The sequence below is a fragment of the Camelimonas sp. FR25 genome (genome assembly GCF_059740505.1).
In genome coordinates, this window is sequence record NZ_JCAWFG010000045.1 from 105,475 (window position 1) to 124,972 (window position 19,498).

Annotated in this window: 15 protein-coding genes; 7 read left to right on the forward strand and 8 right to left on the reverse strand. The window is 66.4% G+C overall.

Features of this window, described 5'->3' with window-relative positions:
• Window positions 1-41 precede the first annotated feature (41 nt).
• Window positions 42-563 (forward strand): CinA family protein, encoded by a 522-nt coding sequence (locus AC6A67_RS06075; protein WP_498035652.1) that lies wholly within the window; start codon window positions 42-44, stop codon window positions 561-563.
• A 214-nt stretch (window positions 564-777) separates the two neighbouring features.
• Here the strand turns inward: AC6A67_RS06075 and AC6A67_RS06080 are convergent, their stop codons facing one another.
• The 4 genes from AC6A67_RS06080 to AC6A67_RS06095 all read right to left on the reverse strand — a co-directional run bounded on the left by AC6A67_RS06080 (window position 778) and on the right by AC6A67_RS06095 (window position 6,282).
• Window positions 778-2,103, reverse strand: coding sequence for a peptide ABC transporter permease (locus AC6A67_RS06080; protein ID WP_498035653.1), 1,326 nt, complete (start codon window positions 2,101-2,103; stop codon window positions 778-780).
• A 465-nt stretch (window positions 2,104-2,568) separates the two neighbouring features.
• On the reverse strand, window positions 2,569-3,453 hold the full coding sequence (mmsB, locus tag AC6A67_RS06085; RefSeq protein WP_498035654.1) for a 3-hydroxyisobutyrate dehydrogenase: 885 nt from the start codon (window positions 3,451-3,453) through the stop codon (window positions 2,569-2,571).
• Window positions 3,454-3,515: 62 nt separating this feature from the next.
• A complete protein-coding gene (locus tag AC6A67_RS06090; protein WP_498035655.1) occupies window positions 3,516-4,670 on the reverse strand; it encodes an isobutyryl-CoA dehydrogenase in 1,155 nt (384 codons plus the stop codon).
• A 115-nt stretch (window positions 4,671-4,785) separates the two neighbouring features.
• Window positions 4,786-6,282 carry a CoA-acylating methylmalonate-semialdehyde dehydrogenase gene (locus AC6A67_RS06095; protein WP_498035656.1) on the reverse strand — a complete coding sequence of 499 codons (1,497 nt, stop codon included), beginning with the start codon at window positions 6,280-6,282 and terminating at the stop codon, window positions 4,786-4,788.
• Between the two features lie 368 nt (window positions 6,283-6,650).
• Between AC6A67_RS06095 and AC6A67_RS06100 the strand changes: the two genes are divergently transcribed.
• The 4 genes from AC6A67_RS06100 (at window position 6,651) to AC6A67_RS06115 (ending at window position 11,228) form a co-directional block, all read left to right on the forward strand.
• A complete protein-coding gene (locus AC6A67_RS06100; protein WP_498035657.1) occupies window positions 6,651-7,550 on the forward strand; it encodes a LysR family transcriptional regulator in 900 nt (299 codons plus the stop codon).
• Between the two features lie 186 nt (window positions 7,551-7,736).
• Window positions 7,737-8,966, forward strand: a complete 1,230-nt coding sequence (locus tag AC6A67_RS06105) for an ABC transporter substrate-binding protein (RefSeq protein ID WP_498035735.1) — start codon at window positions 7,737-7,739, stop codon at window positions 8,964-8,966.
• Window positions 8,967-9,464: 498 nt separating this feature from the next.
• A complete protein-coding gene (locus tag AC6A67_RS06110; protein ID WP_498035658.1) occupies window positions 9,465-10,070 on the forward strand; it encodes a TIGR00645 family protein in 606 nt (201 codons plus the stop codon).
• Between the two features lie 297 nt (window positions 10,071-10,367).
• Entirely contained in the window at window positions 10,368-11,228 is an 861-nt protein-coding gene (locus AC6A67_RS06115) for a DUF6159 family protein (protein WP_498035659.1), read from the forward strand.
• Window positions 11,229-11,376: 148 nt separating this feature from the next.
• Here AC6A67_RS06115 and AC6A67_RS06120 read toward each other — a convergent pair whose 3' ends face one another.
• The 3 genes from AC6A67_RS06120 to AC6A67_RS06130 form a co-directional block, all read right to left on the reverse strand.
• Window positions 11,377-12,555, reverse strand: a complete 1,179-nt coding sequence (locus tag AC6A67_RS06120; protein WP_498035660.1) for a CaiB/BaiF CoA transferase family protein — start codon at window positions 12,553-12,555, stop codon at window positions 11,377-11,379.
• Window positions 12,556-12,669: 114 nt separating this feature from the next.
• Window positions 12,670-13,890: an acyl-CoA dehydrogenase gene (locus AC6A67_RS06125; RefSeq protein ID WP_498035661.1), complete on the reverse strand. Its 1,221-nt coding sequence runs from the start codon at window positions 13,888-13,890 to the stop codon at window positions 12,670-12,672.
• A gap of 222 nt (window positions 13,891-14,112) precedes the next feature.
• A complete protein-coding gene (locus tag AC6A67_RS06130) occupies window positions 14,113-14,835 on the reverse strand; it encodes an SGNH/GDSL hydrolase family protein (protein ID WP_498035662.1) in 723 nt (240 codons plus the stop codon).
• A 756-nt stretch (window positions 14,836-15,591) separates the two neighbouring features.
• On the opposite strand from AC6A67_RS06130, the gene AC6A67_RS06135 reads away from it, so the two are divergent.
• On the forward strand, window positions 15,592-17,265 hold the full coding sequence (locus AC6A67_RS06135; protein WP_498035663.1) for an AMP-binding protein: 1,674 nt from the start codon (window positions 15,592-15,594) through the stop codon (window positions 17,263-17,265).
• A gap of 290 nt (window positions 17,266-17,555) precedes the next feature.
• Here AC6A67_RS06135 and hmpA read toward each other — a convergent pair whose 3' ends face one another.
• Window positions 17,556-18,767 carry an NO-inducible flavohemoprotein gene (gene hmpA / locus AC6A67_RS06140; protein ID WP_498035664.1) on the reverse strand — a complete coding sequence of 404 codons (1,212 nt, stop codon included), beginning with the start codon at window positions 18,765-18,767 and terminating at the stop codon, window positions 17,556-17,558.
• A gap of 219 nt (window positions 18,768-18,986) precedes the next feature.
• Here hmpA and AC6A67_RS06145 point away from each other — a divergent pair, with 219 nt between their 5' ends.
• On the forward strand, window positions 18,987-19,448 hold the full coding sequence (locus AC6A67_RS06145) for an Rrf2 family transcriptional regulator (RefSeq protein WP_498035665.1): 462 nt from the start codon (window positions 18,987-18,989) through the stop codon (window positions 19,446-19,448).
• Window positions 19,449-19,498: the final 50 nt, after the last annotated feature.

Genomic DNA, 19,498 nt, shown 5'->3' on the forward strand with positions numbered 1-19,498 from the left:
GGGCGCTGTTCAGCCGGCGCGATTGCCGCCACGCTGGCGTTATGACCGAACTGATTCCTGCCTCCCTCACCCGCCTCGCCCACGCCTGCGCCGAACAGCTGTTCGCCCGCAAGGAGACGGTCGGCATTTCCGAATCTTCTTCAGGGGGCCTGGTGGCGGCGGCGCTGCTGTCGGTTCCAGGCGCCTCGGCCTATTTCTACGGGGCCAGCGTCACCTATGCCCGCCCGGCTGCCCGCGCCTTCATGGGCATTGAGCGCCTGCCGCCGGGCATTCGCAGCTCCACGGAGCCCTATGCCCGCATCATGGCCGGGCTGGTCAGCGAGCGGCTGGGTTCGGTGTGGGGCCTCTCCGAGACCGGCGCAGCGGGACCAGCGGGCAACAGCTATGGCGATTCCACCGGCCACTCCTGCATGGCCGTCGCCGGCCCTGTCCGCCTGTCGCGCGTGATCAAGACCGGCGTGCCGGAGCGCGAGCCCAATATGGTGCTGTTCGCAGAAGCGACGCTGCAGCTGTTTCTGGAGGCGCTACAACAGGCCTCGGGCTCTGCGCCCCAGGGTCGATAACAACCGCGCCGGCATGGCGCATAAAAAAAGCTCTCGCGCCGTGCGGGAGCCGTTCTTCGCCAATCGGCCGGCTGATGAGGCCAGGGCGGCCACAGCCGCCTCATACCAGGATGCGAAGATGCTGACGCATCCGCATCCTTAAACGCTCAGGCGCCGCACGGGCTTAGCCACAACCCGATGAGTGACGCTCATCGTGTTCTGGTATCAGCGCCCCTCAGCGCCCCGCAGCGCCCTTGCCCAGCGGGCCTAGCGCCACCGGACGTACGTTGCGGAATTCGCCGCGCCTGATGGCAGTGAAGGTGATGATCGTCGCCACCAGGGTCGCCAGCCACCATGACTGGGTGTTGGCGTCGCCGAAGCTGGCGATGGTGAAGGCGCCGCCGAAGCAGGCGACGATGCCGGCGGTCAGCGCCGGATTGTCATGGCGGCGCGACGCCTTGATGGCGTACCAGAGCGCCACGGCCCCAGCCAGCGCCCCGACCACGCCCAGCTCATACCAGATCTCGAACGGCAGGGTGCGCGGCGCGTCAGGCGACAGGAAGCCAGCGACGCGAGCGCGGATGCTGGTGTCGAAGCCATGGCCAGTGAGCATGCGCAGCGGCTCGCGCCCGGTCTCTTCCGCCCACACCCGCAGCGACAGCGCGCCTGGATAGAGCGGGCCGTGGAAGAACTTCAGGAACGGGCGCAGGATCAGCGGGAACAGCGGGGCAAGGGCCAGCAACGCCGGCATCACCACGGCGATCACCCGCACGGCGCGATCGCCGCCAAGCCGGGTGATGGCGTAGAGCGCAGCGCCCACCGCCACCGACAGCAGCGCTGCGTTCTCCGGCATGACGCAGGTGGCGATGGCCACCACCGCCAGCAGGGCGCAGGCGCCGAGGATGCGGCGACGTGAGGCCAGCCACGCCACGGCGGGCCACACCAATACGGCGAGCACCACAAGGCCGCGCTCCAACGGATCGGCGTCCATCAGCTCGGCGTTGACGTCCTGGGCGCGAAACGCCCCCAGCGCCAGCGCGCCAAGGGCGCCAATGGCGACGCCGACCGGAATGAGGTGGAGATTGGCGGTGCGGATCCGGTCCGGCAACGCGGCGACGCCAGCGAGGCCGACCAGCGTCATCCAGCCGATCTGCAGCAGCTTCTCCGTCGCCGTCTCGGGAAACGGCGTCCAGGCGATCGACACCACCGCCCAGCCCAGCAGCACCAGCGCGGCCACGCCGCCAACATTCTGGAAGGCGCCGCGCAGGAAGCTGAACGGGGCGCGCGGGGCGCGATCGATCAGGCTGGCGAGGATCAGCAGCGCCACGGCGATCGGCGTCAGGATCACGGCGGCGCGGCGCGACACCACGGCGCCGATCGGCAGCAGGAAGACCAGCGTGAAGAAGCCGACGCGGCGCAGCATTTGCGCGGTGTCGACCGTGGGGTCAAAGCCCGCGCCAGCGCCGCTGGCCCGTGTCGCCGGCTTCGCCGCCGCTCCTGTGGGCGCGGCGCCCTGAAGCACAGGACGCGACGCCGGTTTGGAACTGCCTGGACCCTGCATAGCTGCTTCCGTCTGTAACCACTCGTCTTCGCATAGCGCCGACTGTTGATGGACGCCATGATGGGCGAGCTTCGCCAGGTAAACTTGTCCAGCCTGTTGCAAAAAAGCGCAAATCATGGCGCGCGCAGCAGACCAACAGAAAAGGCCCCGCCAAAGGCGGAGCCCTGCTTATAGCTGGCGCGCATTAACCATAGGTTGCCTTGACGCAGGCGGACCTTTGGTCGCTTTCACCTCATACCAGGATGCGAAGATGCTGACGCATCCGCATCCTGAAATGCTCAGACGCCGCACGGGCTTAGCCAGAACCCGATGAGTCACGCTCATCGGGTTCTGGTATCAGCCCAAACGTCGCCTGCCGACGGGCGGAGGCGCCGTGCGGGGCGCGACCAGGGAGGCGGATGCTGCGCCCCCCCGCCTAGCGCATCGCCCTGCGGCTCAGTTCCTGGCGGCTCAGTTTTTGGCGGCTCAGTTCTTGCCGTCGCGCAGATAATTGATGATGCCCGAGAAATCGGAGCCGCCAAATCCGGCTGCGGCGAAGCGCTCATACAGGGCCGCTGCGGCGGCGCCCATCGGCGTCGAGGCCCCGGCGCTGGCGGCGGCGTCCTGCGACAGCTTCAGGTCCTTGAGCATCAGGTCAACGGCGAAGCCTGGCTTGTAACCGTTGTTGGCCGGTGAGGTCGGCACCGGGCCGGGCACCGGGCAATAAGAGGTGATCGACCAGCACTGGCCGGACGAGGTCGAGGCCACGTCATACAGCGCCTGATGCGACAGGCCGAGCTTCTCGCCCATGGCGAAGGCTTCGCAGACGCCGATCATCGAAATGCCGAGGATCATGTTGTTGCAGATCTTGGCGGCCTGGCCGGCGCCGGCGTCGCCGCAATGGACGATCTTGCCGCCCATCACCTCGAGCACCGCCTTGCCGGCGTCGAAGGCCGCCTGGGAGCCGCCGACCATAAAGGTCAGGGTGCCGGCCGCCGCGCCGCCGACGCCGCCGGACACCGGGGCATCAAGCGCGATCTTGCCAGCCGCGGCGGCGATCTCATGCGCCTTGCGGGCGCTGTCGACGTCGATGGTCGAGCTGTCGATGAACAGCGCGCCTGCCCTGGCCAGCGGCAGGATCTGCTCCCAGACCGCCAGCACCAGTTTGCCGTTGGGCAGCATGGTGATGACGATGTCGGCGCCATCGACGATGTCGGCGGCGTTCTCGGCGACGCTGACGCCCTGGGCTGCGGCGGCGTCACGCGAGGCGGCCGACAGATCAGCGCCGCGCACGGTGTGGCCAGCCTTGACCAGATTGGCGGCCATCGGGCCGCCCATGTTGCCGAGACCGATGAAAGCAATGGTGCTCATGATTTACTCCCGGAAGCTCCGGCCAGGCCGGCCTGTTTTGGTTTTGTGGGCGACCGCCTCGCTCAGCGACCGACCAGCGCGCGGGCGACGATCACCCGCATGATCTCATTGGTGCCCTCAAGGATCTGGTGCACGCGCAGGTCGCGCACGATCTTCTCGACGCCATATTCGTGCAGATAGCCGTAGCCGCCGTGCAGCTGCAGCGCCTCATTGGCCACATTGAAGCAGGCGTCGGTGACGAAGCGCTTGGCCATGGCGCACAATTTGGTGGCGTCCGGCTCCTTGCGATCGAGCGCGGCGGCGGCGCGCCACAGGAAGCTGCGCGCGGCCTCAAGCTCAATCGCCATGTCGGCGATGCGGAACTGCAGCGCCTGGAACTCGTCGAGCCGCTTGCCGAAGGCCTTGCGCTCATTGAGGTAGGCCAGCGACTTCTCCAGCGCCGCCTGGGCCCCGCCCAGCGAGCAGGCGGCGATGTTGAGGCGGCCGCCGTCAAGGCCAGCCATGGCGATCTTGAAGCCATCGCCCTCCGCGCCGAGGCGGTTGGCCACCGGCACGCGGGCGTTGTCGAAGATCACCTGGCGCGTCGGCTGGGCGTTCCAGCCCATCTTGCGCTCATTGGCGCCGAAGCTCAGGCCAGGCGTATCCTTTGGGATCACCAGGGTGGAGATGCCCTTGGCCCCCTCGCCGCCAGTGCGCACCATCACCACGTAGACGTCGGTGTCGCCGGCGCCGGAAATGAACTGCTTGGCGCCGTTCAGCACGTAATCGTCGCCGTCACGTACGGCTTTGGTCGACAGGGCGGCGGCGTCCGAGCCGGCGCCGGCCTCGGTGAGGCAGTAGCTCGCCATCCATTCCATGGTGGTTAGCTTCGGCAGCCACTGCAGGCGCTGGCTTTCCGTGCCCCAGGTGTCGATCATCCACGACGCCATGTTGTGAATCGAAATAAAGGCGGCGACGGCAGGGCAGCCGGTCGACATCGCCTCAAAAATCAGCGCGGAATCGAGCCGGGTCAGGCCAGAGCCGCCGACGTCCTCACGGATATAGACGCCGCCCATGCCAAGCGCCGCCGCCCCGCGCATCTCCTCTACCGGGAAGTGCTTTTTCTCATCCCATTCCAGCGCATGCGGGGCGATCTGCTCGCTGGCGAAGGCCCGGGCCATGTCACGGATGGCGACGTGATCCTCGGAAAGGGCGAAAAACGGCGTGGTCTGGCTCATGGCTGCGTCTCCAGCGCGCCCCTGGGCGCGGCGCTCCCCCTGAAGCGGTCGTTACGACAGGCGTGCGCGCCCCGACGGAGAACCGCCGGGGCGCGCTCAATTATAGCGGCGCGGATCAGTCCATCGTCGGAATGACGAACTCGGCGCCTTCCTTGACGCCCGACGGCCAGCGCGAGGTCACGGTCTTGGTCTTGGTGTAGAAGCGGATCGAATCCGGGCCATGCTGGTTCAGATCGCCATAGCCCGAACGCTTCCAGCCGCCGAAGGTGTAGTAAGCGATCGGAACCGGGATCGGCACGTTGATGCCGACCATGCCGACATTAACCTTGGCGGCGAAGTCGCGGGCCGCGTCGCCGTCGCGGGTGAAGATGGCGACGCCATTGCCATATTCGTGCTCGGACGGCAGGCGCAGGGCCTCGTCATAATCCTTGGCGCGCACCACCGACAGCACCGGGCCGAAGATCTCTTCCTTGTAGATCTTCATGTCCGTGGTGACGTTGTCGAACAGGCAGCCGCCCATGTAGAAGCCGTTTTCATAGCCCTGGAGCCTGAAATCGCGGCCGTCGACGACGAGCTTGGCGCCCTCGTCAATGCCCGACTGCACGTAGCCCTTCACGCGCTCCAGCGCGTCGCGGGTCACCAGCGGGCCGTAGTCGGCGGTCAGGTCGGTGGACGGGCCGACGCGCAGCGCCTCGACGCGCGGGATCAGCTTTTCCATCAGGCGGTCAGCGGTGGCCTGGCCAACCGGAACAGCCACCGAGATCGCCATGCAGCGCTCGCCAGCCGAACCAAAGCCAGCGCCGATCAGCGCGTCGACGGTCTGGTCCAGATCGGCGTCGGGCATGATGATGGCGTGGTTCTTGGCGCCGCCGAAGCACTGGGCGCGCTTGCCGGTGGCGGCGCAGCCCTGGTAAATGTACTCCGCGATAGCCGACGAACCGACGAAGCCAACGGCCTTGATGTCCGGGTCCTGCAGGATGGCGTCGACCGACTCCTTGTCGCCATTGACGACGTTGAGCACGCCAGCCGGCAGGCCAGCCTCAAGCATCAGCTCGGCGAGGCGCATCGGCACGCCCGGATCGCGCTCGGACGGCTTCAGGATGAAGGCATTGCCGCAGGCGATGGCCGGAGCGAATTTCCACATCGGGATCATCGCCGGGAAGTTGAACGGCGTGATGCCGGCGACGACGCCGAGCGGCTGGCGCATCGAATAGATGTCGATGTTGGGACCTGCGCCTTCGGTGTACTCGCCCTTCATCAGGTGCGGCACGCCGATGGCGAACTCCACCACTTCCAGACCACGCTGGATGTCGCCCTTGGCGTCCGGAATGGTCTTGCCATGTTCACGGGCCAGCAGCTCGGCGAGGCTGTCGTATTCGGCCTGGGCGAGCTCAAGGAACTTCATCAGCACGCGGGCGCGGCGCTGCGGGTTGGTGGCGCCCCAGGCGAGCTGCGCCTCACGGGCGTTCTCCACGGCGGCGCGCAGCTCGGCCTTCGTCGCGAGGGCGACCTTCGCCTTCACTTCGCCGGTCATCGGCTCGTAAACGTCGGCGAAACGGCCCGACGTGCCAGCGACATGCTTGCCGCCGATGAAATGGCCATAGGTGTGCATGGCGACCCTCTCAGTTTGCTGCCGCATCCAGGCGACAGTCATCGCATTTTCACCGTGGCGCGCCAGCCGGGCGGGCCAGACGCCGTTAAATCCTGGCCAGGCCCCGGCGGCCTGAAACCAGCCGCCGTCCAGGGACGAGGCGCGGGGAAGGCCGTCACGGGGGGACCATGTGCCGGAGAACTATGATCCAGCGCCAGGCTTTGCGCCACCGTACGACCGTCGCAATTGCGTAGCTTCACTATCATTGCCAATTGCGCACCGCTATATGGTTTTATGAATGACTGCGGTGCGAAAATGCGCACACGGCGGCGACGCCCTGTATCTGGCGCGCTGATCCTGCCCCCAGGCCCCACCTTGAAGGTCACGGCATGAAATTCGACTGGGACGACCTGCGCTATTTCCTCTCCGTGGCCCGCGCTGGCCGGCTGACCGTGGCGGCGAAGCGGCTGGGCGCCGACCACGCCACCGTGTCGCGCCGCATCAGTTCGCTGGAGAGCGCGCTGAAGGCCAAGCTGTTTGAGCGCCGCCCGCATGGCTACCAGCTCACCGCCCAGGGCGAACGGCTGCTCGCCAATGCCGAAGCCATCGAGACCCACGCCCTCGCCGCCCAGAGCGAGATCGGCGGCGCCGATCTGTCGCTGTCTGGCGCCGTGCGCATTGGCGCGCCCGATGGCCTGGGCGCCATGTTCCTCGCGCCGCGCATCACCGCGCTGGCCGAGCGCTATCCCGAACTGGAGATCCAGCTGGTGGCGATGTCGCGCATTCCCTCGCTGAGCAAGCGCGAGGCCGACATCGCCATCTCGCTCAATCCGCCGCGCGAGGGCCGCATCGTCGCCCGCAAGCTCGGCGATTACGATCTGGCGCTCTACGCCTCACCCGACTATCTGGCCGCCGCGCCGCCAGTGCGCACGGTCAACGATCTGTTTGCCCATCGCATCGTCGGCTACATCGACAATCTGATCTATTCGCCTGAACTCGACTATCTCGACGAAGTCGCCAAGGGGCTCAGGCCGCGCATCCAGAGCTCCAGCATCCTGGCGCAGCTGGCGGCGACCGAGGCCGGGGCCGGCATATGCGTGCTGCCGCGCTTCATGACCGGCGACGCCCGGCTGCAGCGGGTGCTGGCCGATCAGGTGACGCTGACCCGCTCGTTCTGGCTGATCGTCCACGCCGATCTGCGCGACGTCGCCCGCATCCGCGCCACCATGGATTTCCTCGTCCGCGAAATCCGCGCGGCGCGCGACGTGCTGCAACCCGCCGCGCCCTGAGTAGCGGCGCAGGCTGGAAAACGCTCCGACCGGCGCGCCGCCGCTATACATAACACAACTTACGTTATTCAATGCTCCCGCCCTGCGGGGCGCCGACCGCAAAGCGGCGGACGATAAGGGTTTGGGGAGGACATTATGGATCACGCTCATGACGCGCGCGGCGGCGGCCGCTTCGCGCGCACTTTCATGTCTGCTTGTCGCGCAGGCGGCGTCGCCACGGTTGCAGCTGGCCTCGTCGCAGCACTGGCGCTGGCTGGCCCGGCCCACGCCCAGCCGGCGGCGACGCCGGGGGTGACCGACACTGAAATGGTGATCGGCAATATGGTGCCCTACAGCGGCCCGGCCTCGGCCTATGGCGTGCTGGGCAAGATCCTCAGCGGCTATTTCCAGCGGGTGAACGACAATGGCGGCATCAATGGCCGCAAGGTGCGCTTCCTCTCCTATGACGACGCCTACAGCCCGCCCAAGGCGGTGGAGCAGGCGCGACGGCTGGTGGAGCAGGATCAGGTGTTGCTGATCGCCGCCCCGCTGGGCACCGGCAATAACACCGCCATCATGAAATATATGAACGCCCGCAAGGTCCCACAGATCATGCTGATGTCGGGCGGCGCCAAGTTCAGCTCGGACCCGCAGGCCAATCCCTGGACCATGCCGTTCAACGTGTCGCTCGACACCGAAGGCCGCATTTACGCCAGGCACATCCTGGAAAAATATCCCAACGCCAAAATCGCCGTGCTGTATCAGAACGATGACTTCGGCAAGGATCTCAACAAAGGTCTGCGCGAGGGCCTCGGCGAGAAGGTGTCGATGATCGTCGCCGACGCGCCTTATGAGCTGTCTGATCCGACCGTTGATTCACAGATGGTCAAGCTGAAGGCGTCGGGCGCCGATCTGTTCGTCAATCTGGCTTCGCCACGCTTCGCCGCCCAGGCCATTCGCAAGCTCGGCGAGATGGGCTGGAAGCCGGTGCAGATCATCAATAACGCCGCCAATTCAGTGCAGCAGGTGCTGCAGCCCGCTGGCCTCGCCAACGCCCAGGGCGCCATCACCACCGGCAATTTCAAGGACCCGGGCGATCCGCAATGGGCCAATGACCCCGCCGTCAAGGAATGGGAGGCGTTTGTCGCCAAATATGTGCCGGAAGCGCCCAAGGACAGCAGCTTCGCCATCGGCACCTATGCGGTGGCCCAGACGCTGGAGCACATCCTCAAACAGGCCGGGCGCGATCTGAACCGCGACAGCGTCTTGAAGGCTGCGGCCAGCCTGGACAATTTCGCCCCCACGGTCATGCTGCCGGGCATCACCATGAACACCTCCGCCACCGACTACCAGCCGATCGAGCAGAGCCAGTTGCTGGTGTTCGAGAACGACCGCTGGAAGCCGCTGGGCGGGATCATTTCCGCTGGCAAGCGCTGATAGCTTTCCGGCCAGGTTGGCGCGGCGGGCTGTCTGGCGGGGAAAGACGTGGATGCCCGTGACGAGCACGGGCATGACGGCCTGGGGTGGTGGCGGCGGGTGGCCAAATGGTTGGCGGCGTGGTTGGCGGCGCTCCAACGCGCGGGACGCCATCGCGTGAACCGCTCCGGCTGACGCCTCAGCCTCTTACATGCCCGCCACTTGTATGCGTGCCACTTGCATGCGTGACTCTTGCATGCCCGTGTCTGGCCCGGGCATGCACGCACAACCGCGCCGCCCTGGCCATAAAGCGCCGGCCCGCGCTCGCGTGACGCCAGGCCGCTGGGCCGCTGGGCCGCTGGGCCGCTGGGCCGCTGGGCCGCTGGGCCGCTGCTGCGCGCCACACGGAAAATGCGCAACATTCGCAATACTTGCCCTTGATAGCGTTGACCTGGGCGCCCATTTTGCGGCGGGCGCGCGCCCTGCGCGACCAATCCCTTACCGAGTTCCAGGAACACCATGTCAGCGCCTGATCCGACGCCGCATTCACCCGGGCCCACGCCCACGCCCGTGACGCCGCCCCAGCAGCAATTGTCCCCGATGGCCCGCGTGATCTTTGGCTCGCGCTGGCTGCAATTGCCGCTGTATCTGGGCCTGATCGTGGCCCAGTGCGTCTATGCGTTTTTGTTCCTCAAGGAACTCTATCACCTCGTCATGCACGCCTTCGATTTCACCGAGCAGCAGATCATGCTGGTGGTGCTCGGGCTGATCGACGTGGTGATGATCTCCAACCTGCTGATGATGGTGATCATCGGCGGCTATGAGACCTTCGTGTCACGGCTGAAGCTGGAGACCCATCCCGACCAGCCGGAATGGCTGAGCCACGTCAACGCCAGCGTGCTGAAGATCAAGCTGGCCATGGCGATCATCGGCATCTCGTCGATCCATCTGCTGCGCACCTTCATTGAGGCCGGCAATCTGGGCGTGCCCGGCAAGGCCAATTACACCGAGACTGGCGTCATCCTGCAGACGGTGATCCATGTGGTGTTCATCCTGTCGGCCATCGGCATCGCCTATGTCGACCGCCTGAGCCACCCGCCCGTACATCACCGCCGCGATCACTGAACCATGGCGCGCAAGACGTCGCGCCTGCGCATGGCGCTACGCTGAACATCACACGCCCGGCGAAAAGCCGGGCGTTTTGCTGTGTGCATAGGGTCCCCCTGGCCCGTCAGGCGGGCTGGGGCAAAAAGACTGGCCGCCCATTGAACCTGACGCGGGGCTTGCGCGACAGCAGCTTGAGCGGTTCATTCTGGACCAGATCGTGCCGGTTTGGGCCTCGTGGGCGGCCAAACCTGGGCAGCACGCATCGTCGCCGGTGAGCAGGCCGGTTCAGCCGGTGACACAAGCGGGGGAAGAGCCATGTCGTTTGGACAACGGATGCGCAACAGTTGGGCCATGCTGAAGGCCTGCATGGACATTCTGAAGAGCGACGTCCGTCTGCTGGTGTTCCCGCTGATGGGCTTCGCCTCCGTGCTGCTCGTCGTGCTGCTGTTTATCGCGCCGCTGTTCATGGCGATGGTGTGGGGCGCCTCGGCCGACCAGGATGGCGACAGCACGCTGCTGTTCTATGCGGTGCTGTTCGTATTCTATGTCGCGACCTATTTCACCGGCAGCTTTTTCTCGGTCGCTTTGGTGGCCACCGTCATGCGCCGGCTGGCCGGCGAGCCCGCAGGTCTTGGCTATGGCCTCGCCGTGGCGCGCAGCAAATGGCGACACATCCTCGGCTATTCGATCGTCGCGGCGACCGTTGGCGTGGCGCTGCGCTTTGTCGCCGAGAAGGCTGGCGTGCTCGGCTCGATCGGGGCCAGCCTCGCTGGCGTGGCCTGGGGACTGGCGTCGTTCCTGATCATCCCCGTGCTGGTGATGCGCGACCTCAGCCCCATGGATGCGGTCAAGGAAAGCGCCAGCCTGTTCCGCCACACCTGGGGCGAAAGCGTCATCGGCGTCGCCAGCATCGGCCTGATGTTTTTCCTGCTGCACGCTTGCGTGTTCGTGGCGGGCGTATTCTTCGCCATCACCATGTTCGCCAATGGCCAAAACGGCGGCGGCATGTTCGTCATCGCGCTGATGTTCTGCGGCTGGGGGCTACTGGCCACCGTGCAGGTGGCGCTGTCGGGAATCTATTCCGCCGCTTTGTATCGCTACGCCACCACCGGCCAGGGCTTTGGCGCCCTCGACAGCAACACCCTCGCCCACGCCTTTGCGCCAAAGAACGCCTGATACCAGAACCCGATGAGCTTCACTCACCGGGTTCTGGCCAGGCCCGTGCGTCGCCTGAGCATTTAAGGATGCGGAAGCGTCAGCATCTTCGCATCCTGGTATGAGCCGCGCGGCCAGCGTCACGACTCCAGCGGCTGATGGGGCGGCGTCAACCGCCCCAGGCCGGATCGGCGAGGATGTCGTCGCCATCGCCACCCAGTTCAGGCGAGGCGCGCATCGCCACGACGGGTTCGCCATCCATGACGATCGGCGAGCGCACGGCGGGCACCATGCCGCCAGCGGCGTTGGCGTGCGGCAGTTCGATGCGCAGGCCGCGATGCAACACCTGCGGATCGGCGAACACATCGTTCAGCCGGTTGATCGGACCGACTGGCACGCCAACCGCCGTCAGCTGCGCCAGAATATCGTCGCGGGAAAAGGTCGCGGTTTTCGCCGCCAGCAGCGCCGCCAGCTCGTCGCGATGCCTGATGCGATCGGCGTTTTTCAGGAAGCGCGCATCGGTGATCAGCTCTGGCAGGCCGAGCACGGCGCAGATGCGGGCGAACTGCAGATCGGTGCCTGAGGCGATGATGAAGTGGCCATCGGCAGCCGGGAACACCTGGTAGGGCGCGACATTGCTGTGGGCGTTGCCAACCCGCGGCGGGTTTTCGCCAGACACCAGATAGTTCATCGCCTGATTGCCAAGCACCGCCACCTGGGTGTCGAGCAACGCCATGTCGATGTGGCAACCGACGCCGCTCTGCGCCCGGCCCTGCAAGGCCGCGAGGATGGCCACCGTGGCGTACATGCCGGTGAAGATGTCAGCGTAGGCCACCCCGGCCTTGACCGGCTCGCCATCGGGCTCGCCGGTGAGCGACATGACGCCGCCCAGCCCCTGGATCATGAAATCATAGCCCGGGCGCGGCGCGTAAGGCCCATCCTGACCGAAGCCAGTCACCGAGCAATAGATCAACGCCGGGTGGCCGGCGCGCAGGCTGGCGTGGTCGAGGCCATATTTTTTGAGACCGCCGACCTTGAAATTCTCGATGACGATATCGGCGTGGGCGGCGAGACGGCGCACCAGCGCCCGCCCCTCCTCCGTCTCGAAATCGACGGCGATCGAGCGTTTGCCGCGATTGGCGGCGTGATAATAAGCGGCGGAGAGGTCGCCGCCGTCAGCCGCGGCGACGAAAGGCGGGCCCCATTGCCGGGTGTCGTCGCCGACGCCGGCGCGCTCCACCTTGACCACATCGGCGCCGAGATCGGCGAGCAATTGCCCGGCCCAGGGGCCGGCGAGCACGCGCGCCAGCTCGAGCACGCGCACGCCCTTCAGGGGTTGTGGAGCCATCAGCCCCTCCATGCTGGGCGCGCCGGCCCCTGTGCCGAGGCCTTTACCCAAGGCCTTTACCGGCGCCTTTACCAGCGCCCTCGGCCCCAGCGCCTGCGCGCGCCGTTGATGAAATCAGTAGAACGCCTGGATGCCGGTCTGGGCGCGGCCGAGGATCAGCGCATGCACGTCATGGGCGCCCTCATAGGTATTCACCGTCTCCAGATTCTGCGCATGGCGCATGACGTGGAACTCCTGGTGAATGCCGTTGCCGCCGTGCATGTCGCGGGCCATGCGGGCGATATCAAGCGCCTTGCCGCAATTGTTGCGCTTGACGATCGAGATCATCTCCGGGGCGATGCGGCCGTCATCGAACAATTTGCCGACGCGCCACGAGGCGAGCAGCGCCAGCGAAATCTCGGTCTGCATGTCGGCCAGCTTCTTCTGCACCAATTGGGTGGCGGCGAGCGGGCGGCCAAACTGCTTGCGGTCCAGCGTGTAGGCGCGCGCCCTGTGCCAGCAGTCTTCCGCCGCGCCCATGGCGCCCCAGGAGATGCCGTAGCGGGCGCGGTTGAGGCAGCCGAACGGACCCTTGAGGCCCGAGACATGCGGCAGCAGCGCCTCCTCGCTGACCTCGACATTGTCGAGCACGATCTCGCCCGTGATTGAAGCGCGCAAGCTGAGCTTGCCGTCGATCTTCGGCGCGGACAGGCCCTTCGTCCCCTTGTCGAGCACGAAGCCCCGGATGTCGCCATTGTGGGCGGCGGATTTGGCCCAGACCACGAACACATCGGCGATGGGCGAATTGGAGATCCACATCTTCGCGCCATTGAGGCGATAGCCGCCGTCGATCTTTTCGGCGCGGGTCTTCATGCCGCCGGGGTCGGAACCGGCGTCGGGCTCGGTAAGGCCGAAACAGCCGACCCATTCGCCGCTGGCCAGCTTCGGCAGATATTTGCGGCGCTGCGCCTCGGAGCCATAGGCATAGATCGGGTACATGACCAGCGACGACTGCACGCTCATCATCGAGCGATAGCCGCTGTCGACGCGTTCAACCTCACGGGCCACGAGGCCATAAGCGACATAAGACGCGCCGGCGCAGCCATAGTCTTCCGGCAGCGTCACGCCGAGCAGGCCCAGCTCGCCCATCTCGTTGAAGATGGCGCGGTCGGTGAGTTCATGCGCGTAAGCGTCGATGACGCGCGGCAGCAGTTTTTCCTGAGCGTAGGCCCGGGCGCTGTCGCGGATCATCCGCTCATCATCGCTGAGCAGATCATCCAGCAGAAACGGGTCTTCCCAACTGAACGCGCCGCGATCACCCGGATTGGCGCCGGCGGCGAAACCATGTGAACCCATTGATATTACTCCAATGCGCAAGCCCGGCGCGCCTTCCGCGCCAGCGACCTTCCCGCGCTCAAAACTGCACGGCGACTCAGGGCAGGACCTGACCACTAGAGCATGATCCGCCCATTCTGAACCTGACCAGGCGGCAATTTTCATCCGCCACCCGCCTCCGTTCCATGCCGCGCGCCTGTTTGACGTCGCCGCGCAGCGAGGCGCCTGACAGGCTAGCGCCAGCTAATGCGCCGCCGTTCCGACGCCCCCGGCTTTGCCACCGCTCCGGGCCGTCAGGGCGAAGGCGTTGTCGATGGCGCTGCACAGCGTCTCGTCATAGCGCCGGGCGTAGCGGCGAAAGTGAAGACCGTCGGCCATGGCGCCCGTGCGGGCCAGACCGAACATCGCCTCCGCCCGGTCTGCGGCGTACAGGTCGATCATCACACAACTGGCCAGATCTGCGCAGGCGCGCCTGATTTCCGCGGTGAACGCCGCCGTCTGCTCCAGCGCCAGAAACCGGCCCGTGGAGGCGGCGGCGGGCGGAATGGCGCTGACCGCGACGACCTCCGCCCGTCCAGCCATTTCGCCGAGCAGCCGCCGGATGTCGGCGGCGAAACGGTCCGGACTGTTGTGGCGTTTGCGCAGCAGGTTGTTGACGCCGATGGTGAGGATGATAGCCCGCGCCCGCGCCATGGTGAGCCCATGCCACAGATCCGCGCACCCCCGGGCCGTGGCGCCGCTGACTCCAGCGTTGAGCACAGGCCGGCCACACAGGCCCGGCAGCGCCGGCGTCAATTCAGCATGGCTATCGCCCGCCACAATGATCGCGCCTGGCGGCGCGCGATCAAGATGCGCCTGGATTACCCGGGCACGTCCCAGGGCATATTGATGCGCGGTGAAGCCGTCGCTGGAGCGCCAACGCATCAGTTCCACGCCCAGAAGGCCGCCCCCTGCGCCCAGCGCCATGCCTGCCACGATCCCCGCGACAAGAAAAATGGCGCGACGCCGGCGCGGCGCACGCCAGGTGCGCAGCCGACGATGGCGCCTGCCCGCGCTGTTCATGTCGCTCCCACCCGGGAGAGGCGTGCATGCCAGGCGCCATCGGGGGTCGCCGACGGGCGCGTTGCTTCTGTCGCCCGCTGCGGTCGGGGGGCGCCATCCTGGCGATGGCGCGAGATTTTCGGACCGACGGTGCGATGTGACAAGAATAGCTGCCCAGTACAATCATATCTATAGTGAACAATCCGGCACATGCGCTGGATTTTGCGACACAGTTCGTGCGCAAATTCATAGACACATCGCCCGGACACCGGCGATTGCCGCCGGGGTTAATTTTATTTCCCTTAAGCTATCGTGGCGCGCCCTGCGGCTGACGACATACCCCCGACGGCGATCGCGCCAGCCCCAAGGGGTGACAAACGGTCACGTAAACCAATTGACTAGAACAGCCATGATTGTGTTGGCCGCTGCTGCGTGGCATCGCACGCCGATCAGGTCGCTGGCGGAGCGGGGCGAGAAAGCGGATGTCTGTCAAGAACTTGTCAGGATATTCCGTTGCATCCGCACCTTTTTGCCAGCGCGGCGCCGGAAAGCAGCCCCATCGAGGGGTGGCCAACTGATGCAAGGACCAGCAAGCTTTGGCGGGGGGGCCGGCGTGACGCAGCCTGCCGCGCCAGGGCCTTGCATGCGCTCCCATGCGGGAGCGGATTACGGGAGACGACGATGACTGCAGCGCGCAGCCAGGCCACGTTCGGCGATTACGCCGGGTTCCTGGACACCTTCAATGCCGAAAACCTCTGGCAGGACGTGACCGCCAATGCGGACGTGGTCAACGCCTGCGTCGCCTGCTGCGACCGCTGGGCCAACGATGGTCGCGTCGCGCTGATCCATGACCGGGGCGGCGTCGTCACCGAATACACCTACGCCGACCTGCAGCAGCGCGCGGCGCGCTTCGCCAATACATTGACCCGGCTGGGCATTGGCAAGGGCGACCGCATCGCCGCCATGATGCCGCGTAACGTCGACATGCTCACCGTGCTGCTGGGCGCGTGGCGGGCTGGCGCGGTCTATGTGCCGCTGTTCACCGCCTTCGGCCCCAAGGCCGTGGAAAGCCGCGTGCATGGCGCCGACGCCAAATTGGTGGTCACCGACGCCGCCAACCGTCCCAAGCTCGACGGCGCCGACCGCATGCCGCCCATCGTCGTCATTGGCGGCGGCCAGAAGGCGATTGACGCCGGCGACGTCGATTTCGCCACCGAGATGGCGCAGAGCTCCGACGTGTTCGCGCCGGTCGCGCTGGAGCGCGACGACCTGATCATGATGCTGTTCACCTCGGGCACCACCGGCTCGCCCAAGGGTGTGCGCGTGCCGATGTTCGCGCTGGCCGGCTTCCTCGCCTACATGCGCTATTCGGTCGACCTGCGCGAAACCGACCGTTACTGGAACATCGCTGATCCGGGCTGGGCCTACGGCCTGTATTACGCCGCCGCCACGCCGCTGCTGATGGGCCAGACCACGCTGTACAGCGAGGACCCGTTCACGGTGGACAATTTCTACCGGGTGCTGAAGCAGCACGGCGTCACCAATCTCGCCGGTTCGCCGACGGCGTATCGCCTGCTGATGGCCGCCGGCGAGGATGTCGCCGCCCAGGTCAGGGGCCAGCTGCGCGCCGTGTCCTCAGCGGGCGAGCCGCTCAACGCCGAGGTGATCCGCTGGTTCGACCGGGCGCTCAACGCCCCGATCCGCGACCATTACGGCCAGACCGAGACCGGCATGGTGCTGTGCAACCATCACGCCCTCGCCCATCCGGTGCATGAGGGCGCTGCGGGCTTCGCCTTGCCAGGCTATCGCATCGTCGTCATCGACACGGATGACAATGAGCTGGCCCCGGAGCAGCAGGGCGAACTGGCCATCGACCGCCACAACTCGCCGCTGCTGGTGTTCGCCGGCTATTGGGGCCGTGAGCCCTTGCCCGAAAGCCAGCGCTATTACCGCACCGGCGACACCGCCGAGATCAACGCCGACGGCACCATCAGCTTCTTTGGCCGCGCCGACGACGTCATCACCTCATCGGGCTATCGCATCGGTCCGTTCGACGTGGAAAGCGCGCTGATCGAGCACCCCTGCGTCGCCGACGTCGCCGTCATCGGCAAGCCGGACCCGGAGCGCACCGAGATCGTCAAGGCCTTCATCATCCTGAAGCCGGGCTTCGACGGCACGGACGCGCTGCGCGAGGAGCTGGTGCAGCACGTGCGCAAGCGGCTGTCGACGCACTCTTACCCGCGCGAGATCGACTTCGTCACCGAACTGCCGAAGACCCCGAGCGGCAAGGTGCAGCGCTTCATCCTGCGCGCCGCCGAAGTGGCGAAGCTCAAGGACGCTGGCGTGCAGCTCTAAGGCCGGGGCGGCTGGCGGGCGCTGTCTGGAAGGCTCGCCGGCGCCGTGGCGCTGGGTTTGTGGCGCTGGGGATTGTGACGCTCGGAAGACGTGGATGCCCGTGACGAGCACGGGCATGACGGCGGGGGTGACCTGGCGCGTGTGGGCCTGGGCGCGAGCGCTTGCGGGCGTGAGCACGAGCGTATGAGACAGGCGGGGCTGGCCAGAGCTTCTGTCTTGCGATGCACCAAAAAAGCAGGCGCGTCCCGGTTGGGGCGCGCCTTTGTCGTTTCACAGGCGTTGGCGGCGCCTCAGGCGGCCAGCGCCTCATCGGCCGGGCCGAAGAACTCGTAATGGATGCGCGCCGTTGGCACGCCAGCCGCCACCAGAGCGGCGATGACGTCGCGCAGCATCTGGCGCGGGCCGCAGATGTAGTAGTCGGCCTCGCGTATGGGCGTCGCGCTGGCCAGCCATTGCGCCGAGATCACGCCGCTCTCGTCGAAATCTGCGCCGGCCACCGAGGCCGGGCTCGGCGCCTCGTGGAAGAAGATCGCCTTGCCATTGGGCAGCGCCGCCACAAGCTCGCGGACGTGGCCAGCCATGGCCTGGGCGGAGGCGTCAAAGGCGCCATGGGCGAACAGCACCTGCTGCTGCGGATGGGTGGCGACGATGCTTTCCAGCATGGCGACCATGGGCGTGAGGCCGACGCCGCCCGACAGCAGCACCACCGGCCGGTCTTGCGCTGGCGACAGGAAGAATTCGCCCGCTGGCGCGCCGACCTTGAGCCGGTCGCCGACCCTGACCCGGTCGTGCAGCCAGCGCGAGGCGAGACCGCGCGGCTCACGCTTCACGGTAATGCGGTAACCGGCGCCGTCCGCAGCGGATGAGACGGTGTAATTGCGCTTCAGCGGCGGATGGCCGGGAATGTCGAGCCACAGGGTGAGATATTGCCCCGGCTTGTTGCGCACCGCAGGTCCACCATCCGCTGGCCGCAGGATGAAGGATTTGATGACGCTGCTCTCGGCGACAATGTCAGCGACGGTGAAATCGCGCCAGCCGTTCCAGCCGCCCACAGAGCCGGCGATCTCCTGATAAATGGCGCGCTCGCGCTCGATCAGCACGTCGGCGAGGAACCAGTAGGCTTCGCCCCAGGCCTCCATGATGGCCGGCGTGGCGGCGTCGCCGAGCACCGTCTTGATGGCCCCGAGCAGCGCATCCGCCACATAGGGGTAGTGCTCCGGCAGGATCTGCAAGCCGACATGCTTCTGGGCGATGCGCTCCACCGCCGCCGCCAGCACGTCGAGATTGTCGATATTCTGGGCATAGGCCAGCACGGCTGCGGCCAGGGCCTTGGGTTGCGAACCGCCATCGCCGTGGTGCGACTGGTTGAACAGGTCGCGGATCGCCGGATTGCGGAACATGTTGGCGTACATTTCGCGCGTGATGGCGAGGCCGTGCACGGCGAGCACGGGGGCGGTGGCCTTCACCGTGGCGATGGTGGCGTCGCTCAATGACCGCGGCATGGGGGTTCTCCAGGAATGAATGGACGACCGTGCGGTCCTGCAGGCCGCCGGGCGACGCCAATTGATGCATCGCAGATACATCTATTCACCGCACCATAAGTCATGCAACAGAAATGCATCTTTCAAATTGTCGCAGGGCATACCGCCACGCTTGAGCCAACGCCTCCCCGGCCATAACTGAGACGGGTGACCGCCACTGGCGCCTTGAAACGGAAAACGATGCGACTGACGCGCTATACGGATTACGCCATGCGCGTGCTGCTCTATCTGGGCGCGCGGCCAGACCGGCTGTGTTCGATCGCCGAAATCGCCACCGCCTATCGCATCTCGCAGAACCATCTGATGAAAGTGGTCAATGATCTGGCCCGCGCCGGCTATATCGCCAGCGTACGCGGGCGCTCGGGCGGCATCCGCCTCGCCCGGGATGCTGCGAGCATCAATATTGGCGCGGTGGTGCGCCATACCGAGGATGGCTTTGACCTGGTCGATTGCGGCAGCTGCGTCATTGCGCCGGCCTGTGGCCTGACCTCAGCGCTGCGCGAGGCGCTGGGCGCCTTCATGGCGGTGCTCGACAGCTACACCCTGGCGGACCTTCTGGCCAAGCGCGCCGATGTGGCGCGGCTGTTGCTCGGCGTCGCCGCGCCGCCTGAGGCTGAAGCCGAACCTTCTGCACCGCCGTAGAGCGTATCCCGATCTCTCATACCAGACCGCGACGATGCTGCCGCATCCGC

Coding starts and splice junctions, on each gene's coding strand:
- AC6A67_RS06075 (WP_498035652.1), top strand. CDS start 42: ATGACCGAACTGATTCCTGCCTCCCTCACCCGCCTCGCCCACGCCTGC.
- AC6A67_RS06080 (WP_498035653.1), bottom strand. CDS start 2,103: ATGCAGGGTCCAGGCAGTTCCAAACCGGCGTCGCGTCCTGTGCTTCAG.
- mmsB (WP_498035654.1), bottom strand. CDS start 3,453: ATGAGCACCATTGCTTTCATCGGTCTCGGCAACATGGGCGGCCCGATG.
- AC6A67_RS06090 (WP_498035655.1), bottom strand. CDS start 4,670: ATGAGCCAGACCACGCCGTTTTTCGCCCTTTCCGAGGATCACGTCGCC.
- AC6A67_RS06095 (WP_498035656.1), bottom strand. CDS start 6,282: ATGCACACCTATGGCCATTTCATCGGCGGCAAGCATGTCGCTGGCACG.
- AC6A67_RS06100 (WP_498035657.1), top strand. CDS start 6,651: ATGAAATTCGACTGGGACGACCTGCGCTATTTCCTCTCCGTGGCCCGC.
- AC6A67_RS06105 (WP_498035735.1), top strand. CDS start 7,737: ATGTCTGCTTGTCGCGCAGGCGGCGTCGCCACGGTTGCAGCTGGCCTC.
- AC6A67_RS06110 (WP_498035658.1), top strand. CDS start 9,465: ATGTCAGCGCCTGATCCGACGCCGCATTCACCCGGGCCCACGCCCACG.
- AC6A67_RS06115 (WP_498035659.1), top strand. CDS start 10,368: ATGTCGTTTGGACAACGGATGCGCAACAGTTGGGCCATGCTGAAGGCC.
- AC6A67_RS06120 (WP_498035660.1), bottom strand. CDS start 12,555: ATGGCTCCACAACCCCTGAAGGGCGTGCGCGTGCTCGAGCTGGCGCGC.
- AC6A67_RS06125 (WP_498035661.1), bottom strand. CDS start 13,890: ATGGGTTCACATGGTTTCGCCGCCGGCGCCAATCCGGGTGATCGCGGC.
- AC6A67_RS06130 (WP_498035662.1), bottom strand. CDS start 14,835: ATGGCGCTGGGCGCAGGGGGCGGCCTTCTGGGCGTGGAACTGATGCGT.
- AC6A67_RS06135 (WP_498035663.1), top strand. CDS start 15,592: ATGACTGCAGCGCGCAGCCAGGCCACGTTCGGCGATTACGCCGGGTTC.
- hmpA (WP_498035664.1), bottom strand. CDS start 18,767: ATGCCGCGGTCATTGAGCGACGCCACCATCGCCACGGTGAAGGCCACC.
- AC6A67_RS06145 (WP_498035665.1), top strand. CDS start 18,987: ATGCGACTGACGCGCTATACGGATTACGCCATGCGCGTGCTGCTCTAT.